14 protein-coding genes are annotated in these 12,669 nt (G+C 66.8%); 8 read left to right on the forward strand and 6 right to left on the reverse strand.

Annotated elements, in window-relative coordinates:
* Window positions 1-46 precede the first annotated feature (46 nt).
* Together cobS and ABDZ95_RS08410 are read left to right on the forward strand one after the other, a co-directional pair.
* Window positions 47-1,051, forward strand: coding sequence for a cobaltochelatase subunit CobS (gene cobS, locus ABDZ95_RS08405; protein WP_343792638.1), 1,005 nt, complete (start codon window positions 47-49; stop codon window positions 1,049-1,051).
* 150 nt (window positions 1,052-1,201) lie between these two features.
* On the forward strand, window positions 1,202-2,896 hold the full coding sequence (locus ABDZ95_RS08410) for an ATP-binding protein (RefSeq protein ID WP_343792640.1): 1,695 nt from the start codon (window positions 1,202-1,204) through the stop codon (window positions 2,894-2,896).
* On the opposite strand, the gene ABDZ95_RS08415 is transcribed toward ABDZ95_RS08410, so the two are convergent.
* Window positions 2,893-3,474: a DUF2239 family protein gene (locus tag ABDZ95_RS08415; RefSeq protein WP_343792642.1), complete on the reverse strand. Its 582-nt coding sequence runs from the start codon at window positions 3,472-3,474 to the stop codon at window positions 2,893-2,895. The two genes, ABDZ95_RS08410 and ABDZ95_RS08415, sit on opposite strands and share 4 nt — an antisense overlap.
* Window positions 3,475-3,633: 159 nt before the next feature.
* Between ABDZ95_RS08415 and ABDZ95_RS08420 the strand changes: the two genes are divergently transcribed.
* The gene (locus tag ABDZ95_RS08420; protein WP_343792644.1) at window positions 3,634-3,942 is read left to right on the forward strand and encodes a CsbD family protein; all 309 of its coding nucleotides are present in this window, start codon (window positions 3,634-3,636) and stop codon (window positions 3,940-3,942) included.
* Window positions 3,943-4,103: 161 nt separating this feature from the next.
* Here the strand turns inward: ABDZ95_RS08420 and ABDZ95_RS08425 are convergent, their stop codons facing one another.
* The 3 genes from ABDZ95_RS08425 to clpS all read right to left on the reverse strand — a co-directional run bounded on the left by ABDZ95_RS08425 (window position 4,104) and on the right by clpS (window position 7,325).
* Window positions 4,104-4,565 carry a DUF4287 domain-containing protein gene (locus ABDZ95_RS08425; protein WP_343792646.1) on the reverse strand — a complete coding sequence of 154 codons (462 nt, stop codon included), beginning with the start codon at window positions 4,563-4,565 and terminating at the stop codon, window positions 4,104-4,106.
* Between the two features lie 103 nt (window positions 4,566-4,668).
* Window positions 4,669-6,981 (reverse strand): ATP-dependent Clp protease ATP-binding subunit ClpA, encoded by a 2,313-nt coding sequence (clpA, locus tag ABDZ95_RS08430; RefSeq protein ID WP_343792648.1) that lies wholly within the window; start codon window positions 6,979-6,981, stop codon window positions 4,669-4,671.
* Window positions 6,982-6,992: 11 nt separating this feature from the next.
* Window positions 6,993-7,325: an ATP-dependent Clp protease adapter ClpS gene (clpS, locus tag ABDZ95_RS08435; protein ID WP_343792650.1), complete on the reverse strand. Its 333-nt coding sequence runs from the start codon at window positions 7,323-7,325 to the stop codon at window positions 6,993-6,995.
* A 110-nt stretch (window positions 7,326-7,435) separates the two neighbouring features.
* Between clpS and ABDZ95_RS08440 the strand changes: the two genes are divergently transcribed.
* Entirely contained in the window at window positions 7,436-7,669 is a 234-nt protein-coding gene (locus ABDZ95_RS08440; protein ID WP_343792652.1) for a hypothetical protein, read from the forward strand.
* Window positions 7,670-7,839: 170 nt separating this feature from the next.
* Here ABDZ95_RS08440 and ABDZ95_RS08445 read toward each other — a convergent pair whose 3' ends face one another.
* Window positions 7,840-8,220 carry a helix-turn-helix domain-containing protein gene (locus ABDZ95_RS08445; RefSeq protein WP_343792654.1) on the reverse strand — a complete coding sequence of 127 codons (381 nt, stop codon included), beginning with the start codon at window positions 8,218-8,220 and terminating at the stop codon, window positions 7,840-7,842.
* A gap of 89 nt (window positions 8,221-8,309) precedes the next feature.
* Between ABDZ95_RS08445 and ABDZ95_RS08450 the strand changes: the two genes are divergently transcribed.
* Window positions 8,310-8,951: a response regulator transcription factor gene (locus ABDZ95_RS08450; RefSeq protein WP_343792656.1), complete on the forward strand. Its 642-nt coding sequence runs from the start codon at window positions 8,310-8,312 to the stop codon at window positions 8,949-8,951.
* Window positions 8,948-9,142, forward strand: coding sequence for a hypothetical protein (locus tag ABDZ95_RS08455; protein WP_343792658.1), 195 nt, complete (start codon window positions 8,948-8,950; stop codon window positions 9,140-9,142). Before ABDZ95_RS08450 ends, ABDZ95_RS08455 begins: the two co-directional genes overlap by 4 nt.
* An 81-nt stretch (window positions 9,143-9,223) precedes the next feature.
* Here the strand turns inward: ABDZ95_RS08455 and ABDZ95_RS08460 are convergent, their stop codons facing one another.
* A complete protein-coding gene (locus tag ABDZ95_RS08460) occupies window positions 9,224-9,715 on the reverse strand; it encodes a phasin family protein (protein ID WP_343792660.1) in 492 nt (163 codons plus the stop codon).
* Window positions 9,716-10,046: 331 nt separating this feature from the next.
* Here ABDZ95_RS08460 and ABDZ95_RS08465 point away from each other — a divergent pair, with 331 nt between their 5' ends.
* A complete protein-coding gene (locus ABDZ95_RS08465) occupies window positions 10,047-11,408 on the forward strand; it encodes a serine hydrolase (RefSeq protein WP_343792662.1) in 1,362 nt (453 codons plus the stop codon).
* A gap of 94 nt (window positions 11,409-11,502) precedes the next feature.
* Window positions 11,503-12,492: a sensor domain-containing diguanylate cyclase gene (locus ABDZ95_RS08470; protein WP_343792664.1), complete on the forward strand. Its 990-nt coding sequence runs from the start codon at window positions 11,503-11,505 to the stop codon at window positions 12,490-12,492.
* Window positions 12,493-12,669 lie beyond the last annotated feature (177 nt).

A 12,669-nucleotide genomic window follows, 5' to 3' on the forward strand; every position in this document is an offset into this window, starting at 1 on the left:
CGGGCGGGGGTTTCGAAGACCCCGAACGTGCGGTAATCGCAACCCCATGACCTCCCCGCTCGACTCGACGCCCGATCCCCTGCTGACGCTGGAGCCGCACCGCAACGCGACGGTTCGCGAGATTTTCGGCATCGACAGCGACATGACCGTGCCGGTCTTCGCCGACCGCGATCCGCACGTGCCCGAGATCGACGAGGCCTACCGCTTCGATCCGCAGACGACCCTCGCCATCTGCGCCGGCTTCACCTTCGACCGCCGCGTCATGGTCCAGGGCTATCACGGCACCGGCAAGTCGACCCACATCGAGCAGGTCGCCGCCCGCCTGAACTGGCCGCTGGTGCGGGTGAACCTGGACAGCCACGTCAGCCGCATCGATCTGGTCGGCAAGGACGCCATCGTCCTGAAGGACGGCAAGCAGATCACCGAGTTCCGCGAGGGCATGCTGCCCTGGGCCCTGCAGCGCCCCGTCGCGCTGGTGTTCGACGAGTACGATGCCGGCCGTCCGGACGTGATGTTCGTGATCCAGCGCGTGCTGGAGGCGCAGGGCCGCCTGACCCTGCTGGACCAGAACCGGGTCATCCGCCCCAATAAGTGGTTCCGCCTGTTCTCGACGACCAACACCATCGGTCTGGGCGACACCTCGGGCCTGTATCACGGCACCCAGCAGATCAATCAGGGTCAGATGGACCGCTGGAACATCGTCACGACGCTCAACTACCTCGACCACGACGTCGAGACCGAGATCGTGGTCGCCAAGGCGCCCGACTATGCCGACGCCGACGGCCGCCGTCAGATCGCGGCCATGGTCCGCGTCGCCGACATGACCCGCAACGCCTTCATGAACGGCGACATTTCGACCGTCATGTCGCCCCGCACGGTCATCACCTGGGCCCAGAACGCACAGATCTTCGGCGGCGACATCGGCCTGGCCTTCCGCCTGACATTCCTGAACAAGTGCGACGAACTGGAACGGCCTACGATCGCGGAGTTCTACCAGCGGGCGTTCGGGGAAGACCTGCCGGAGGCGGCGACGCGGGTGAAGGTGGGATAAGACCCGGCGACGCGGCACAACTGAACGCCGTTAAGTTGATCCCTCCTTAAGCTGCGCCGTGTAACAGACACAGCCTCAAGTTCGGGTGGTGGTGTTGCAGTGATCGAGAACGCGGAACATGTGCGGGCCTATGCGGGCCGGTATCGGGACATGTTCCCCATTCGCCTGCTGTCCGTCGCCGGGATCGCGCTGCTCGCGCTGTGGCTGATGGACTGGACGTGGGCGGCGAACTTCGCCGTCTTCCAGTTCGGCCTCTATGCCCTGCTGTGGCGCGAGGTCGAGGTGGCCCGCAAGGCGCCCGAACGGCCCGGCGCATGGGCGCGGATGAAATGGCGGACCGAGGCTGTGACCGCGGGGGTCGCCTCGCACACCAGCCTGTTCGTCGTCTTCGCCTGGATGGCGCGGCCCGATCTGTTGCCGCACATCATGATGCTGACGGCTGGAAACCTGATGGTCGGGGCGCTGCAGGTGCACCTGAGCCGGGCCAGCTTCGTGGCCGCCGTCATTCCGCCGTCCCTGGCCATCGGCACGATCGCCGTGCACGAGGTCGGCGACAACGCGGGCCTGCTGACGGCGACGGCCGTCTTCGTGCTCGGCGTCATCGGCGCGGCGTGGCGGCAGGCGTTGAGCGATCGCGAGACGGTCGAGCTCTACGTCGATCTCAGCGAACGCTCCGAGGAGTTGCGCACCGCGCTGGACGAGGCGCGCGCCGAGCGCGAGGCGGCCGAGCAGGCCAACCGCGCCAAGTCCCGCTTCCTGGCCATGATCAGCCACGAGGTGCGCACGCCGCTGAACGTCATCCTCGGCATCGTCGAGGTGCTGCGTCGCAAGAAGCGACCGGCCGCCGAAGCCGCGCTGGTGGACGACATGGGCGACGCCGGCGGCATGCTGCTGCGCCTGCTGAACGGCGCGCTGGACCTGTCGCGCATCGAGTCCGGCCAGAGCGACGCCGTCCTGGCCCCAACCGATGTGCGCGCGCAACTGGCGGCCATCGGCCGGGTCTGGCGCCTGCGGGTCGAGGAACTGGGCCTGACACTGGAGATCGATTGCGAGGGTGCGGCGGAGGATTTCGTCGTCCGCACCGATGCCGGCCGGGTCGAGCAGGTGATCATCAACTTCCTGTCCAACGCCCTGAAGCTGACGCCCGCCGGGACGATCCGGATCACAGGCCGCGCCCTGCCCGTCGAGGCCGACGGCGTTCGCCTGAGGTTCGAGGTCGCCGATCAGGGACCGGGCGTGCCGGAAGACCAGCGCGAGCGCATCTTCCAGCCGTTCGAACAGCTGGCCGAGGGCCGTGCGGCCGGCGGCGCGGGGCTGGGCCTGGCTATCTGCCGCGCCAATGTCGAGGGGCTGGGCGGCGAGATCGGCGTGACCGGAGCGCCCGGCGGCGGAGCCCTGTTCTGGTTCGAGATCCCGGCCGAGCGGGTGGATGGCGTGGAGGAGGCCGCGACCGGCGCCGCCCCTGTGCGTCCCCTGTCGGTGCTGGCGGCGGAGGACCATGAGGCCAACCGCAAGCTGCTTCGTCTGCTGCTGGAGCAGTTCGGCGCCGAGGTGACGCTGGTCGAGAACGGCGCCGAGGCGGTCAAGGCCGCGCGCGACGACGGCTTCGACCTGCTGCTGATGGACGTGATGATGCCGGTGATGGACGGCGTCGAGGCGCTGGCCGTCATCCGCACCGAAGAGGCCGACCGCGGCCGCCCTCGCCTGCCCGTCTGGATGCTGACCGCCAATGTCTTCGACGAGGACGTGGCCCGCTACATCGCCAGCGGCGCAGACGGCGTGCTGCGCAAGCCGATCGAGATCGCGGCCCTGCACGGCGTGCTGTCCACTGTCGGCGACGCCTAGGCCGGGCGACCGGCTCCGTTGCGCCAGCTGGCCTCGGCGGTCTCGGCGACCACGGCGCGGATATCCGAAGGCCACTCCGCGACCGCCGTATCGAAGGCAGTCCAGTCGCCGGCGAACAGCATTCGCGTGGCCTCCTCATAGCCCGGTCGATCGCCGGCCAAGGTGGTCATCAGGCGGTAGGCCGCCTCCTTCGAGCCTCGCGCGCGATCCGGCCCCTCGGCCTCCTTCAGCGCGCCCTCGACCAGCTTGCGCAGCGCGACGGACGCCCCGCCCGGCTGCGCCGCCAGCCAGTCCCAGTGGCGCGGTAGCAGGGTCACTTCGCGCGCGGTCACGCCCAGTTTCGGCCGCCCCGGTCCGCGCTTCTCCACCTCCGGCGCACCCGCCAGACGCGCACGTGCGTCTTCGGCGCTGCCCCGCAGATCCAGATCGACAACCTTGCCAGTCGCGGAGTCGAACACCAGCAAAGGCTCCCCGCCGAACTGCGCGGCATGAAGCGAGGGCATGGCGTCGGCCAGCGGACCGCGAGCGATCAGCCGCTCTCCGGCGAAGGCGAGGATGGTCAGGTCGGCGGAGATCATGGCGGTGAATTGCCGGGATGAAACCCACCCGTCAATATCGTCCGGATAAAATGATAGTCATACCCCTGCGATGAAGCGTCGCCGTCGGGAACCTGCGCCCGTTCCGAACGCTCTCCCGGCTGGCCTCCCCGCCACGCATTCCAGACCTCAGGAAACACCATGACCGACCAACGCATCGAAGGCCTCGCCACCCAGGTTGAGGGCAAGGCCCAATCCGGCTTCGGCAAGCTGACCGGCGACAGCAAGCTGCAGGTCGAAGGCAAGTTCAATGAGGTGAAGGGCAAGGCGCTGGACGCCTATGGCCGCGTCATCGACGGTCTGGACGGCCTGGTCGAGAGGGCTCCGGTTCAGTACCAGGACCACGCCCGTAAAGGTCTGGACTTCGCCCGCCGCAAACCGCTGCTCACCACTGGCATCCTCGCCGGCGCGGCCATTGTACTGAGCAGCCTCGGCGGTCGCCGCCGCTGATACGAAAACGCTCAACCTCCCCCGCGGGTGAGCGATCGAGCGGTTCAGCCGTTCTCGGCCGCCTGTGCGAACAGGCGGCCGATCTCGTCATTGACGGCCCCCGGACCGTCCAGTTCGACGAAGGCAGAGAGCCGCTCCGACCAGCTCTCGCGCCGAACCGCCTAGGCCAGACGCGGCGACGCCGACGGATCCAGCTTCAGTCCCAGAAGAGCCTTGCCGCCTTTCAGCGGGCGGATTGCCGCGAACTGCACCGCGCGCGAGAACGAGGTGTAGCCCTTGCGTTGGCCGAAGATCACGCCCTCGACGTCGGCGGCGTGTCGCTCCAGCGCCTCCAGAATGGCGAGTGATCTCGGTTCGGCCCAGAGCGCCGCTCGCAGTCCTTCCGCATCGTCCCAGCCCATCGTCGTGTCCGGCCGTGCCGCATTCAGGATGTGCGACGCGTGGTTCTGACCGATGCCGTGCGTCGCCTTCAGCCACGCCGCCTGCGCCTTCGGCCGGGTCTCAGGACAGCCTTTCAGGATGCTTAGCCAGACGGCCAGCGGACGCCCGGTCTGCGCCTCGAAGTTGGCCTCGACCGAGGCGAACCACTTCTTCTGACGCTCGGTCAGTCCCTCGCCGCTCATTCCACTCTCCAGCACTACACCGCCATTCGAGACCCGCGGCGCGCAAAAGAAAAGGCCCCGGCGTTCCCACCGGGGCCTTTCGCAGTTCCGAACCAGCCGGCGATCAGTCCGCCGCCTCGTCCTCCTTGACCTTGGCCGCATTGCCCGTGGCCGGGGTGATGGCGAAGGCGATCTTGCCGTCCTTCAGCTCGACCTTCACATGGCCGCCGCGCGTCAGGCGCCCGAACAGGATGTCGTCCGCCAGCGGCTTCTTGATGTGCTCCTGGATCGTGCGGGCCAGCGGGCGGGCGCCGTACAGCTCGTCGAAGCCGTTCTTCGCCAGCCAGTCGGCCGCCTCGTCGGTCAGCTCGATGGTGATGTTCCGGTCGCCCAACTGGGCTTCCAACTGCATGACAAACTTGGACACCACCGACTTGATCGTCTCGGAGCCCAGCGGCTTGAACGCCACGATGGCGTCCAGACGGTTGCGGAACTCCGGCGCGAACAGGCGCTGGATGGCCTTCTCGTCCTCACCCTCGACCTTGCCGCGGCCGAAGCCGATGGCCGCCCGCGCATTGTCGGCGGCGCCGGCGTTGGTGGTCATGATCAGGATCACGTTCCGGAAATCGACCTTCTTGCCGACGGCGTCGGTCAGCTGGCCGTTGTCCATCACCTGCAGCAGGATGTTGTAGACGTCCGGGTGAGCCTTCTCGATCTCGTCCAGCAGCACCACCGAGTGCGGATGCTGGTCGACAGCGTCGGTCAGCAGGCCGCCCTGGTCGTGACCGACATAGCCCGGAGGGGCCCCGATCAGGCGCGAGACAGTGTGCCGCTCCATGTACTCGGACATGTCGAAGCGCTGCATCTCGATGCCCAGCGTGGACGCCAGCTGCTTGGCCACCTCGGTCTTGCCGACGCCGGTCGGGCCGGAGAACAGGAAGGCGCCGATCGGCTTCTGCGGGTCGCGCAGGCCGGCGCGGGCCAGCTTCATCGCCGCCGACACCTGTTCGATCGCCGCCTCCTGACCGAAGACCACGCGGTTCAGGTCGCCCTGAAGCTCACGCAAGGATTCGGTGTCGGACTTGGAGACCGACTTCGGCGGGATGCGGGCCATCTTGGCGATGACGGCCTCGACCTCCTTCTGGCCGATGACCTTCTTCCGCTTGGACTCGGGCAGCAGCATCTGCGAGGCGCCGGCCTCGTCGATGACGTCGATCGCCTTGTCCGGCAGCTTCCGGTCGGTCATGTACCGCGCCGACAGCTCCACCGCCGTGCGGATGGCGGCGTCGGTGTAGCGCAGCTTGTGGTGCCCTTCGTAGGACGTCTTCAGACCCTTCAGGATCTTGATGGTGTCCTCGACGGTCGGCTCGTTGACGTCGATCTTCTGGAAGCGACGGGCCAGGGCCCGGTCTTTCTCGAAGTGCTGGCGATATTCCTTGTAGGTTGTCGAACCCATGCAGCGCAGACCGCCCGAAGCCAGGGCGGGCTTGAGCAGGTTCGAGGCGTCCATGGCCCCGCCCGACGTCGCGCCGGCGCCGATCACCGTGTGTATCTCGTCGATGAAGAGCACGGCGTTGTCGTGCGTCTCCAGCTCCTTGACCACCTGCTTCAGGCGCTCCTCGAAGTCGCCGCGATAGCGGGTGCCGGCCAGCAGCGCGCCCATGTCGAGCGAGTAGATGGTGGCGTCCTTCAGGACGTCCGGCACCTCGCCCTCGACGATCTTCTTGGCCAGGCCCTCTGCGATGGCGGTCTTGCCGACGCCCGGATCGCCGACCAGCAGCGGGTTGTTCTTGGTCCGGCGGCACAGGATCTGGATCGAGCGCTCGACCTCGGCATGACGGCCGATCAGCGGGTCGATCTTGCCGTTCCGGGCCTTCTCGTTGAGGTCGACACAATAGGCCTCAAGCGCCTCGCCCCCGGTCTTGGCGGCTGCAGCGTCCTCGGCGTCCTCGGGGCTGGCGCCGGCGGCGCGCGCGGGGCGCGTCTCGGCCGAGCCCGGCTTCTTGGCGATGCCGTGGGCGATGTAGTTGACCGCGTCGTACCGCGTCATGTCCTGCTCCTGCAGGAAGTAGGCGGCGTGGCTCTCGCGCTCGCTGAAGATTGCCACCAGCACATTGGCGCCGGTCACCTCCTCGCGACCCGAGGACTGGACGTGGATCACCGCGCGCTGGATCACGCGCTGGAAGCCGGCGGTCGGCTTGGCGTCGTCGCCATCCGAGGTCGCCAGCGCGGCCAGGTCGGTATCGACATAGAGAGTCAGGGAAGTCTTCAACGCCGTCAGATCGACGTTGCAGGCCGTCATCACGCCGGCGGCGTCGGGATCATCCACGAGGGCCAGCAGGAGGTGCTCGAGCGTCGCGTACTCATGCCGGCGCTCGTTTGCGTAGTGCACCGCCCGGTGCAGGGTCTCTTCGAGAGGACGGGAAAACGAGGGCATGTGGGTTCCTCTCAGTCCTTTTCCATCGTGCATTGCAGGGGGTGCTGGTGGCGGCGGGCCGTCTCCACCACCTGAGCGACCTTGGTTTCGGCCACCTCGTAGGTGAAGACGCCGCAAACCCCGACGCCATGCTGATGCACATGCAGCATGATGCGGGTCGCGTCCTCGCGGCTCTTCTGGAAGAACCGCTCCAGCACGTAGACGACGAATTCCATCGGCGTGTAGTCGTCGTTCAGGATCAGCACCCGATAGAGCGAGGGCCGCTGAAGCTTCGGCTTTGTTTCGGTGATCGTGGCGGCGCCGGCGCCTCCACTGGGATCACCGACCTTGCGAGACGGTGGCATTCGTTGTCCGGTTTGGGGGAGTCGGATGGACAGATAGGAACTGTCCGACGGTTTTGTAGATGCGGCAAGTCACAGCTTCCGTGACGGGCGGAGATGATGGAGGCGATGGATTGGCAGAGCACCGCCTGCTGTTGAATGCGCATGTCGCGGCAAGCGACTATGTCGCAGCCCTTGAGGCGGCGAAGCCTGTGGTGGAGCGGGTTCAGAACTCCGCGCGCATCCGCGAATGCCGCGTCCACCCCTACTCCAAGTTCGACGAACGGTTCAGCCTCTGGATGGATCTGAAAGCCGATGACCCGTCAGCCGCCTTCGACAAATTGGCGACTGACCTGGCGACTCAGTAGGACGATGGCGGCGACGAGATCGATCGCTTCCGTATCTGGGACATCCGCAACCATACCGCCGCCACCCTCCCCGGCCTGCGCTGGATGCATCTGAATCTGTTCGTGTCCGACTGACACGAGGCGATCCGCACGTCTTTAAGACTGTTCGGAAATCCGCGCGCCGAGCGCCCTCAAGTCCGCGGCTGCAACAAACAACCGATGACATGCATCACCGCCTCCTGCTCGTGCTTGTTCAACGCGCGGAAGAGTTCGGTCAAACGTTGCTCCCGAGCCCCTTCATCCCTAGCCGCGTTGAACCCGGATTCAACAGGGATTTCAGTAAAGAAGTACTGGATCGGCGCCTTAAGCTGGCATGCAATCTCCCAGAGGACAGATGCCGAAACGCGATTGCGCCCCTGCTCGTACTTCTGGATTTGTTGAAACGTCTTCCCGATCGCGTTAGTCAGGGATGTCTGGGTCACCCTGAGTTCTTTTCGGCGCGCGCGAACCTTTCGGCCTACGGCCACATCGACGGCATTCGGACTGCGGGAAGCAGGATCGGAAGGTGTCATCTCAAGTTGTCTCGCAGAGCGGACCGACACACAGCAACTACGTGTGACTACGAGGTTCCTTCGCGCCTGTACCGTAGTATCAGGGCGCGATGTCACCGCCACGCTTGCCCCCGCGCGTCCCCTTCACTTCCAGCACCTTCGAACGTCGCGACCTGATCGTTATTGACGACGAGCCCTCCGTACTCGCCGCCACGGTTCTTTGTCTGGATACTCCCGAGTGGCGTCCGCGCGGTTTCGCAGATCCTGTCGAGGCGCTGATGTTCGCGTCTGACGCAGAGCCGACATGCATCATCGCCGACCTGAAGATCCCGGGGATCGAAGATCTTGATCTGGTTGCCGCCTTCTGCGCGCTACGGCGGCACGGCGTCATCATTCTCAGCGCCTATGTCGATGTGCAGATGACTGTCGAGGCGATGCGAACCGGCGTCGACAATGTGCTCGTCAAGCCTACCAGCCCGGAACAACTGGCGGATGCGGTCCGCAAGACACTCGCCGCCCTGGACGCCGCTCCGGTTCAGGACCACCTCACCTTCACCCGGCGCGAAAGGCAGGTCGCGGAACTGATCGTCGCTGGCAAGCGGACCAAGGAAATCGCGCTGGACCTCGGGATCAGTCCGCGGACCGTAGAGTTCTTCAGGGCCAGCCTGCTCCGGAAAACTCACTCGACCAGCACCGCAGGGCTGGGGGCCGCACTGATGCGGGTCGGCTTCTATCCCGATCCCAGGACATGATGCGCGCCACGGCCTACGAGGTGCACGTTCATACCCCGGACGGCGTATCGATACACGCCATCACGACGGTGCGGATCGTAGAGGCCTTCGACCGTTGTCGCGAGATCCTTCAGGCGACGCCGGATGCGACCATCGCCGAACTCCGTCTGGGATCGTCGATATTGCATTCAATGAAAAGACGAGCGGTCTGACACCCGGATCGCTCGCGCCACGAAAAAGGCCCCGGCGTTCCCGCCGGGGCCATTCATACGCTTACCGAAAGTCGGGTCGCCTTAGCGGGCGGCCTGGAACTTCTCGACCGAGGCGGTGACGCGCTCGTTGATCGGCTTGAAGCTGTCCTTCACCGAGGCGGTGAAGACGTCGGTCATCCTGGTGACTTCCGACAGATAGGTTTCCGCGGCCGACTTGGCCCACGAGGTCTGCAGTTCGACCAGTTCCTGGACCGAACGGGCGGCGGCAAGCGACTGGGCGGCGGCGACGCCGTCTTCCCACGACTTCTTGCCGTAGGCCAGCGAGGCGGCCGACAGGGTCTCGGCGCCCTTCTGGGCGGCCGTGGCCGAGGCGACCATGGCGTCGAGGTTCTTCTTGCCTTCGGCGTTCAGCTCGGCGAAGCCGGCGACCGACTTGTCCATGCCTTCACGGAAGGCCTTGGCGCCGGCGGCCTGGATCTTCTCGGCTTGGGCGGTCGCGCGCTCGGCCGAAGCCTTGGCGTTCACGGCGGCAGTTTCGACGGTCTTCTTCACGGTTTCGGCGCTGTCGGCCATGGGGGTATCTCCTGAACCTGTCGCGGTCTTTGCCGCTGATAATTTTTCCCGCAGGGAGCGATTCCACTGCGACAGGGCTCATATGGTGCACCTGCGAAAAGAGGTCAAGAGCATTTTGTGCATTGCACAATAAGTTCACGATCCGGACCTCGAACGTCGTTCGGCCTGGCTTCACAAAGATGTTGACGGCTCGTTTACCCTCATGAAACCGGCCGGGGGCATGTTAGCGTTCTGATCAGCGTCGCGCCGGGGGGCCGTCGTCGCGCCAACGTTCTTGAGTGAGGGCCGTTTGCCGTTGACCGCACTGATCCGCCGGGGGTGGCTGTCTCTGATGCTGGTTGTCGCCCTGGTGGCGACGCCGAACCTGACGCCGCCGGTCGCCCAGTCCTCAGACAATGCACGCTATGCGGCTATCGTCGTGGACGCCGAGTCCGGCGAGGTTCTGTTCGCCCGCCATGCAGACAGCCGCCGTTATCCGGCGTCGATCACCAAGGTGATGACCCTCTACCTCGCCTTCGAGGCCCTGTCCGAAGGCCGGGTGAAGCCGACCGATGTGCTGACCATCTCGCCCCACGCCGCCAGCCAGCCGCCGTCCAAGCTGGGCCTCGCCGCCGGTCAGACCATCACCTTGGACGACGCCATGAAGGCGACCTCGGTGCGCAGCGCCAACGATATGGCCGTGGCCATCGCCGAACACATCGGCGGCTCGGAAGCACGCTTCACCGCCCAGATGACGCTGAAAGCCCGCGAACTGGGCATGACCCAGACCCGCTACGTCAACGCCAACGGCCTGCCGGACGCCCGCCAGCTGACCTCGGCCCGCGATCTGGCCATCCTGGCCCGCGCCATCATGCGCGACTATCCGCAGTACTACCGGTACTTCGGCCTGCACGACTGGGCCTATAACGGCCGCGACTATCGCAACACCAACGGCCTGCTGCACGGCGGCAATGGCTATGACGGCATGAAGACCGGCTACACCAACGCCTCGGGCTACAACCTGGCGGCCTCGGCCGTGCGCGGGAACAAGCGGATCATCACCATCGTGCTGGGCGGCCGTTCGACGGCCAGCCGCAATCAGCATGTCGCCGCCCTGATGGACACGGGCTTCGAGGTCGAGCGCGCCCGCGCCAACGGCCAGATGATCCAGGTCGCCCAGACCTACTTCGAGCAGCGCGGCTTCGGCATCGGTCCGGACAACAGCCCGACCCTGACCTACGCCTCGGCCAATACCGAGGATGACGAGGACAACACCGCGGTCGCCTACACCGCCCTGCCCGCCGCTCCGCCGGCTCCGACCCGCGTGACGCCCGCCCCGTCGGAGCGCCCGGCCACGATCCAGCGCGCCGACCTTCCGGCCGACGTGACCGCCATCCTGAACGGCGGAACCGCACCGAGCCGCACCACGGCCCGTCCGCCTGCTCGCGAGACCGCGCGTGAACCGGCCCGCTCCGCCACCGGCCGCTGGGCCGTGCAGGTCGGCGCCTTCCGGGACGAGAACGTCGCCCGCGACTGGCTGACCGAGGTCAACCGCCGCTTCCGCAGCCAGTTCACCAGCGCCGAACGTACCGTCCAGAACGCCTCCGGCTGGTACCGTTCGCGCTTCACCGGCATGACCGAGGCTGGCGCACAGGCCGCCTGCGAGGCTCTGGCCGAGCGTCGCGTCACCTGCATGGTCGTCCGTCCGGAATAGAGCTCCCGGCCCGTTCACCATAGCCGTAAGCCATCGCTTAAGCCCGCGCGCGCACGCTTCCCTCAAGGGGCAGTAGCGTGTGTGGGAGGCGGCGATGATACCGTCCTGGGCCCGGTCCCTGCTCGCCCGCCTGACGGGCGACGTCGAAGACGATCTCTCGGATCCCGAGCACCTGCGCGCGCTCGTCGAACACAGCCGCGATGTCCTGTGCCGCTTGGGCCCGGACCTGTGCATCCGCTACTGCTCGCCATCGGCCCTGAGCGTGCTGGGCCGGCATCCCCGCGACATGGTCGGCCAGCGCCCTTCCATCTTCGTCCACGAGAGCGACCGCAACATCATCGCCGAGGCCGCGATCCGCACCATGCGGGGCGAGGACATCGAGCCGACCACCGTCCGCGTCCCCCGCCCCGACGGCGTCATGGTCTGGATCGAGACCAGCACCCGCGTGCTGCGCGACCGGGCGGGCAAACCATCCGAGATCATTCTGGTCATGCGCGACGTCTCGGACCGCCATAACCTGAGGCTCAGGCTGGAGATGGAGGCGGTCACCGACGCCCTGACCGGCCTGTCCAACCGCCGCGCCTTCGACACGGCCCTGCGCCGCGAGTGGGGTCGCGCCGCGCGTTACGACAGCGAGTTGTCGCTGATCATGATCGACATCGACTGCTTCAAGGCTTTCAACGACCGCTACGGCCACGCCGCCGGCGACGACGCATTGCGCCGGGTCGGGGCCGCCATACAGGCGGTCGTGCGCCGTCCCGGGGATCTGGCAGTGCGTTACGGCGGCGAGGAACTGTCGGTCATCCTGCCCCGCACGCCCTCTATCGGGGCCGAGCGCGTGGCCCACACCATCCGCGCCGCGGTCGAGGCCCTGTCCGTACCGCACGAAGGCAGCCCCCACGGCATCCTGACCGTCAGCCTCGGCGTCGCCACCGCCCCCGGCAGGACCGGTCGCAACCTGACCATGCCCGACGGCCTGCTGGTCGGGGCCGACGGAGCGCTGTACCGGGCGAAGGCGGGCGGCCGGAACCGGGTGGAGACGATCGTCCTGCTGGCCCCTCACGGAGACCGCCGCGCGGCCTGACCGCGCAGCCTTGCTCCAGGCCCGCTTTTCCCTTATACGCGCCCGCTTTCCAGGGCTTCGGTCCCGGTGCGGAACTCCAAAGGGTTCGGGAAGTCATCCCGGCCGCCGCCTCGGGATCCATCGTGGAACGGACTACCCGGTCCGGCCGCGCCGATGCCCTACAAGGGAGAAGACTGC

It is taken from the genome of Brevundimonas kwangchunensis, from assembly GCF_039523815.1.
Lineage (GTDB): Bacteria > Pseudomonadota > Alphaproteobacteria > Caulobacterales > Caulobacteraceae > Brevundimonas > Brevundimonas kwangchunensis.

What these genes read in the sequence shown, in the direction of transcription:
- clpS (WP_343792650.1), bottom strand. Translation starts at nt 7,325, where the DNA reads ATGCCACCGTCTCGCAAGGTCGGTGATCCCAGTGGAGGCGCCGGCGCC.
- cobS (WP_343792638.1), top strand. Translation starts at nt 47, where the DNA reads ATGACCTCCCCGCTCGACTCGACGCCCGATCCCCTGCTGACGCTGGAG.
- clpA (WP_343792648.1), bottom strand. Translation starts at nt 6,981, where the DNA reads ATGCCCTCGTTTTCCCGTCCTCTCGAAGAGACCCTGCACCGGGCGGTG.
- ABDZ95_RS08420 (WP_343792644.1), top strand. Translation starts at nt 3,634, where the DNA reads ATGACCGACCAACGCATCGAAGGCCTCGCCACCCAGGTTGAGGGCAAG.
- ABDZ95_RS08460 (WP_343792660.1), bottom strand. Translation starts at nt 9,715, where the DNA reads ATGGCCGACAGCGCCGAAACCGTGAAGAAGACCGTCGAAACTGCCGCC.
- ABDZ95_RS08470 (WP_343792664.1), top strand. Translation starts at nt 11,503, where the DNA reads ATGATACCGTCCTGGGCCCGGTCCCTGCTCGCCCGCCTGACGGGCGAC.
- ABDZ95_RS08415 (WP_343792642.1), bottom strand. Translation starts at nt 3,474, where the DNA reads ATGATCTCCGCCGACCTGACCATCCTCGCCTTCGCCGGAGAGCGGCTG.
- ABDZ95_RS08465 (WP_343792662.1), top strand. Translation starts at nt 10,047, where the DNA reads ATGCTGGTTGTCGCCCTGGTGGCGACGCCGAACCTGACGCCGCCGGTC.
- ABDZ95_RS08455 (WP_343792658.1), top strand. Translation starts at nt 8,948, where the DNA reads ATGATGCGCGCCACGGCCTACGAGGTGCACGTTCATACCCCGGACGGC.
- ABDZ95_RS08445 (WP_343792654.1), bottom strand. Translation starts at nt 8,220, where the DNA reads ATGACACCTTCCGATCCTGCTTCCCGCAGTCCGAATGCCGTCGATGTG.
- ABDZ95_RS08425 (WP_343792646.1), bottom strand. Translation starts at nt 4,565, where the DNA reads ATGAGCGGCGAGGGACTGACCGAGCGTCAGAAGAAGTGGTTCGCCTCG.
- ABDZ95_RS08410 (WP_343792640.1), top strand. Translation starts at nt 1,202, where the DNA reads ATGTTCCCCATTCGCCTGCTGTCCGTCGCCGGGATCGCGCTGCTCGCG.
- ABDZ95_RS08450 (WP_343792656.1), top strand. Translation starts at nt 8,310, where the DNA reads ATGTCACCGCCACGCTTGCCCCCGCGCGTCCCCTTCACTTCCAGCACC.